A 5,357-nucleotide genomic window follows, 5' to 3' on the forward strand; every position below is an offset into this window, starting at 1 on the left:
TCAGCCCCATGACGGTCCATTTTCCGCGGGCCGAAATCAGCTGGAGAAAGAGGAATCGTGCTCAGCGCGTTCGCCAACGCTTTCCGAACCCCGGACCTGCGGCGCAAGCTGCTTTTCGTCCTGATGATCATTGTCATCTTCCGGGCCGGTTCCCAGATCCCTGCTCCCGGCGTCAACGTCGCGAACGTCCAGGCTTGCCTGAGCGACGCGGCCAACAACGACGGTGTCTACAACCTGATCAACCTGTTCTCGGGTGGTGCGCTGCTCCAGCTCACCGTTTTCGCGCTCGGGATCATGCCCTACATCACCGCCAGCATCATCCTGCAGCTGCTCGTCGTGGTCATCCCGCGGCTCGAAGCGCTGAAGAAGGAGGGCCAGGGCGGCCAGGCGAAGATCACCCAGTACACCCGCTACCTGACGTTGGGCCTCGCGCTCCTGCAGGCCACCGGCATCGTCGCGCTGGCGCGCTCGGGCAACCTGTTGCAGAACTGCCCCCAGGACCTGCTGCACAGCAACACGCTGTCGACGTTCGTCACCATGGTCATCACGATGACCGCCGGCACGGCCGTCATCATGTGGCTCGGTGAGCTCATCACCGACCGCGGCGTCGGCAACGGCATGTCGATCCTCATCTTCACCCAGGTCGTCGCGACCTTCCCGTCCGGTCTGTGGGCCGTCGGTCGCCAGAACGGCTGGTGGGTCTTCGGGATCGTCCTGGCCGTCGGCCTCGTGATCGTGGCTGCGGTCATCTTCATCGAGCAGGCGCAGCGACGCATCCCGGTGCAGTACGCCCGCCGGATGGTCGGGCGCAAGATGTTCGGTGGCAGCTCGACCTACATCCCGCTGAAGGTCAACCAGGCCGGCATCATCCCGGTCATCTTCGCCTCCTCGCTGCTCTACCTGCCGGGCATGGCCGTGCAGTTCAACCAGACGAGCACCAACCCGGTGATCGACTTCTTGAACACCTACCTCGTCAACGGCGACCACCCGCTCTACATGGCCCTCTACTTCGGCCTCATCATCTTCTTCACCTACTTCTACGTGTCGATCACCTTCAACCCTGCCGAGGTGGCCGACAACATGAAGAAGTACGGCGGCTTCATCCCCGGGATCCGGGCGGGCAAGCCGACCGAGGACTACCTGTCCTACGTCCTGTCCCGCATCACGTTCCCTGGAGCTCTCTACCTCGGCCTGATCGCGTTGATCCCGCTGATCGCCCTGGTGCTCATCGGCGCCAACCAGAACTTCCCGTTCGGCGGCACCTCGATCCTGATCATGGTCGGCGTCGCGCTGGACACGGTGAAGCAGATCGAGAGCCAGCTCCAGCAGCGAAACTACGAAGGGTTCCTGCGCTGATATGCGTCTCATCCTGATGGGTCCTCCTGGTGCCGGCAAGGGCACCCAGGCGACGTTCGTCGCCCAGCACTTCGGCATCCCGGCGATCTCGACGGGTGACATCTTCCGTGCCAACGTCGGGCAGGGCACCCCGCTGGGGCTCGAGGCGCAGACGTTCATGGACGCGGGGGAGTACGTCCCCGACGAGGTCACCAACAAGATGGTCCGCAACCGGATCGCCGAGTCGGACGCGACCGAGGGATTCCTCCTCGACGGCTACCCGCGCACGACCGCCCAGGTCGCCGAGCTCGACCAGATGGTCGAGGCCACCGGCCACCAGATCGACGCCGCGGTGGTGCTGACCGTCAACGAGGAAGAGCTCGTGCAGCGCCTGCTGCAGCGTGCGCAGACCGATGGCCGCGCCGACGACACCGAGGACGTCATCCGGCACCGCCAGACCGTCTACGCCGAGCAGACCGAGCCGCTGATCGGCGTCTACCGCGAGCGCGGCCTCCTGGTCGAGGTCGATGGCATGGGCGACGTCGACGACGTCACGGCCCGGATCTTCGCAGCGCTGAACGACCTGCCCCGGTCCTGACGGCCAGGAGATCGTGATGGGCTGGCGTGACCGGGGAATCGAGCTCAAGACCCCGGAGCAGATCGAGGGCATGCGCATGGCGGGCCTGGTGGTCGGACGCACCCTCGAGATGTTGCGCGAGGTGGCGCGTCCCGGTCTCAGCACGGCTGAGCTCGATGCTGCCGCCGAGGCACAGATCCGCTCCTCGGGTGCCACGCCGTCCTTCCTGGGCTACCACGGCTTCACCGGCTCGATCTGCGTGTCGGTCAACGACGAGGTCGTGCACGGCATGCCGGGGCCACGGGTGCTGGTCGAGGGCGATGTGGTCTCCATCGACTGCGGCGCGATCGTCGACGGCTGGCACGGCGACGCAGCCATCACCTTGGCGCTCGGTGACGTGCCCGACGAGGTGACCGCCTTGATGCGGGTGACCGACGAAGCCATGTGGCGCGGCATCGCAGCCGCGCGGCTCGGCGGTCGGGTGAGTGACATCTCGCACGCCGTGGAGCAGCACGTCCGCGCTGCGGGCGACTACGGGATCCTCGAGGACTACACCGGCCACGGGATCGGCAGCGAGATGCACCAGCCGCCCGACGTCCCCAACTACGGCCGGCCCGGCCGCGGGCCTCGGCTCGTGAAGGGCCTGGCGCTCGCGGTCGAGCCGATGGTGACCCTCGGCAGCGCCGACACCGACGTGCTGGACGACGACTGGACCGTGGTCACGCGCGACGGCTCCAAGGCCGCCCACAGCGAGCACACCTTCACCCTGACCGACGAGGGTGCATGGGTGCTGACCGCCATCGACGGCGGCCGCGAACAGCTCGCGGCGCTCGGCGTGCCCTACGGCGGCGACTGAAGGCTGCGAGCGTCCCACGTCACGTCGTCGTGGATGCTCGAGTTCTCGGGGTGCGTGGCAGACTTCGCCCTCGTGGATGTCTCAGCACTTGAATGGACCATCACCATCGCTGTCACGGTGGGAGTCCTGCTCTTCGACGTGGTCGTGATCGCGCGCAACCCGCACGAGCCGACCATGCGCGAGTGTGCGATTGCGCTGTCCGGCTACGTCGGGGCCGCGATCCTGTTCGGCATCTGGATCTTCGTGTTCCACGGCTCGGCCGACGGGCACAACTTCGGCGTCGAGTTCTTCGCCGGGTGGCGCACGGAGTACAGCCTCTCGATCGACAACCTCTTCGTGTTCATCATCTTGATGAACGCTCTGGCGGTCCCGCGTCACCTGCAGCAAGAGGCGCTCATGGTCGGGATCATCCTGGCCCTGGTGTTCCGGGCCATCTTCATCGCCGCCGGCTACACGCTGATCGAGAACTTCAGCTGGGTCTTCTACCTCTTCGGTGCGTTCCTGGTCTACACCGCGTTCAAGCTGGTGCAGAGCTATCGCGAGCACGAGGAGGAGCACCCGGAGGAGAACGCGGTCGTCACCTTCGCCCGCAACCGCCTCAACGTCGGCGAGGACTACCAGGGGCTCAAGCTCTGGTACCGCCTCGAGGGGATCCGCTTCGTCTCCCCGATGCTGATCGTGATCATCGCCCTGGGCACGACCGACATCCTCTTCGCCCTCGACTCGATCCCGGCGATCTTCGGCATCACCGAGGAGCCCTACCTCGTCTTCACCGCCAACGTCTTCGCGCTCATGGGTCTGCGCCAGCTCTACTTCCTGCTCGGCGGGCTGCTCGAGCGCCTGGTCTACCTCTCGCTCGGACTCTCCTTCATCCTGGCCTTCATCGGGGTCAAGCTGGTGCTCCACGCGCTCCACGAGAACGAGCTGCCGTTCATCAACGGTGGCGAGCACGTGACCGCGGTCCCGGAGATCAGCTCGCTGCTCAGCCTCGGGGTGATCATCGTGACCCTCGCGGTCACCACGGTCGCCAGCCTGGCGAAGGACAAGCGCGACTCCGAGAACCGCTCCGCGAGCGTCTGAGTCAGTCTCTCGGCCGGTCCGGCGCCTCGGCGTACGGCCAGACGACGTAGCGGTAGGCCGCGAAGTTGGCGGCAAGGCTGGTGCCGATCGAGGCGAGCTTGACCACCAGCAGCACCGACGTCGCCTCCGGATCGAGCGACCAGGTCGCGGCGAGCGCCAGCAGGGTGTGGATCACCACGGGTTGCAGGACCCACATCACGGTGCCGGTGCTCGCGAGGAACAACGCTGCGTGGCGCAGGGTCAGTCGGCGCGCGCCGAAGGTGAAGAGCCCGTTGACGACGAAGCTGAACGTCATGCCGGCGCTGGTCGAGACGAAGTTGGCCGCCAGCACGCCGAGCTGGGCATGGAGGAGCAGGAAGAGCCCGAGGTCGAGCAGGGTGTTGACGACGCCGACGCCGGCGAAGCGGGCCAGCGTCAGGCGACGCGAGCGGACCCCGACCCCGGGGGCCTGACCGGTCAGCGGGCACCGTCGCGGGGTCCACGAGCAGCGATCGCCAAGGAGTAGAGGGGCCGGTTCTGGGCCTCGACGTAGACGCGTCCGAGGTAGGAGCCGATGACTCCCATCATGATCAGCTGGATGCCGCTGAGGAGGAACATGCCGACCCCGAGGAACGCCCAGCCGGGCACCGACTGCTCAGGGTAGAAGATCCGGACCCCGGCCACGTAGCAGGCGAGCATCACCGACAACGCCGAGATGACGAAGCCGAGGCGCGAGATCCAGCGCAGCGGCGCCGTCGAGAAGCCGGCGATGCCGCTGGCGGCGAACGCGATCATCTTGCGCAGGGGGTAGCCGGTCTCTCCGGCGAACCGCTCGTCGCGGTCGAACAGCACCGCCTCCTGACGGAAGCCGACGTGCGCCACGATGCCTCGCAGGAAGCGGTCGTGCTCGCGATATCGGGCGACCTCCTGCACCACGCGCTGGTCCATCAACCGGAAGTCGCCGACGTTGCGGGGGATCTCGATGGAGGCCAGTCGGTCGAGGAGCCAGTAGAAGCCGAAGGCAGTCGCACGCTTGAAGGCCGAGTCCCGACGGCTGCGACGCTGGGCGAAGACGACGTCGACGCCGCTCTCCCAGAGCGCGATCATCTCGAGGCTCACCCGCGGTGGATCCTGGAGATCGGTGTCCATGATGACGACCGCGGCCGAGTCGGTGCACGCGTCGAGCCCAGCGGTCACCGCCACCTGGTGGCCGAAGTTGCGCGAGAGGCTCAGCACGGTGACCCGGTCGTCGGCCTCCCGCAGGGCGAGCAGGTGCTCGAGGGAGTCGTCGCGGCTGCCGTCGTCGACGTAGAGGAACTCGAAGACGTAATCGTCACGCGCAGACGTCGCCTCGAGCAGCGCCCGGTGGAACGTGGCGATGTTGTCGGCCTCGTTGTAGACCGGAAGCACGTAGGAGATCGTGCGGCGCCCGGGACTGTCTGCCGGGTCGGAGGCGGACTCGAACGACTGCGTCACTGCTCGTGCTCCCTGTCTGCTCCGTTGCGCGGATCGTGGACGACCCCTTGGGAC

6 protein-coding genes are annotated in these 5,357 nt (G+C 66.8%); 4 read left to right on the plus strand and 2 right to left on the minus strand.

Annotated features, from left to right (window positions below):
- Positions 1 to 57 precede the first annotated feature (57 nt).
- The 4 genes from secY (at position 58) to VOI19_RS13545 (ending at position 3,848) form a co-directional block, all read left to right on the plus strand.
- On the plus strand, positions 58 to 1,356 hold the full coding sequence (gene secY, locus VOI19_RS13530) for a preprotein translocase subunit SecY (RefSeq protein ID WP_323793489.1): 1,299 nt from the start codon (positions 58 to 60) through the stop codon (positions 1,354 to 1,356).
- A 1-nt stretch (position 1,357) separates the two neighbouring features.
- A complete protein-coding gene (locus VOI19_RS13535) occupies positions 1,358 to 1,933 on the plus strand; it encodes an adenylate kinase (RefSeq protein ID WP_323793490.1) in 576 nt (191 codons plus the stop codon).
- 16 nt (positions 1,934 to 1,949) lie between these two features.
- Positions 1,950 to 2,768, plus strand: coding sequence for a type I methionyl aminopeptidase (gene map, locus VOI19_RS13540; protein WP_323793491.1), 819 nt, complete (start codon positions 1,950 to 1,952; stop codon positions 2,766 to 2,768).
- A 72-nt stretch (positions 2,769 to 2,840) separates the two neighbouring features.
- The gene (locus tag VOI19_RS13545) at positions 2,841 to 3,848 is read left to right on the plus strand and encodes a TerC/Alx family metal homeostasis membrane protein (protein ID WP_323793492.1); all 1,008 of its coding nucleotides are present in this window, start codon (positions 2,841 to 2,843) and stop codon (positions 3,846 to 3,848) included.
- A 1-nt stretch (position 3,849) separates the two neighbouring features.
- Here VOI19_RS13545 and VOI19_RS13550 read toward each other — a convergent pair whose 3' ends face one another.
- Together VOI19_RS13550 and VOI19_RS13555 are read right to left on the minus strand one after the other, a co-directional pair.
- Complete coding sequence (locus VOI19_RS13550) at positions 3,850 to 4,308, minus strand: GtrA family protein (protein ID WP_323793494.1); 459 nt, start codon at positions 4,306 to 4,308, stop codon at positions 3,850 to 3,852.
- Positions 4,305 to 5,303: a glycosyltransferase family 2 protein gene (locus VOI19_RS13555; protein ID WP_323793493.1), complete on the minus strand. Its 999-nt coding sequence runs from the start codon at positions 5,301 to 5,303 to the stop codon at positions 4,305 to 4,307. The genes VOI19_RS13550 and VOI19_RS13555 overlap by 4 nt, the downstream gene beginning before the upstream one ends.
- Positions 5,304 to 5,357 lie beyond the last annotated feature (54 nt).

This window comes from Nocardioides sp., from assembly GCF_034670285.1.
GTDB lineage: Bacteria > Actinomycetota > Actinomycetes > Propionibacteriales > Nocardioidaceae > Nocardioides.

Excerpts from the sequence above, each read along its gene's own strand:
- VOI19_RS13535 (WP_323793490.1), top strand. The coding sequence starts at position 1,358 with ATGCGTCTCATCCTGATGGGTCCTCCTGGTGCCGGCAAGGGCACCCAG.
- map (WP_323793491.1), top strand. The coding sequence starts at position 1,950 with ATGGGCTGGCGTGACCGGGGAATCGAGCTCAAGACCCCGGAGCAGATC.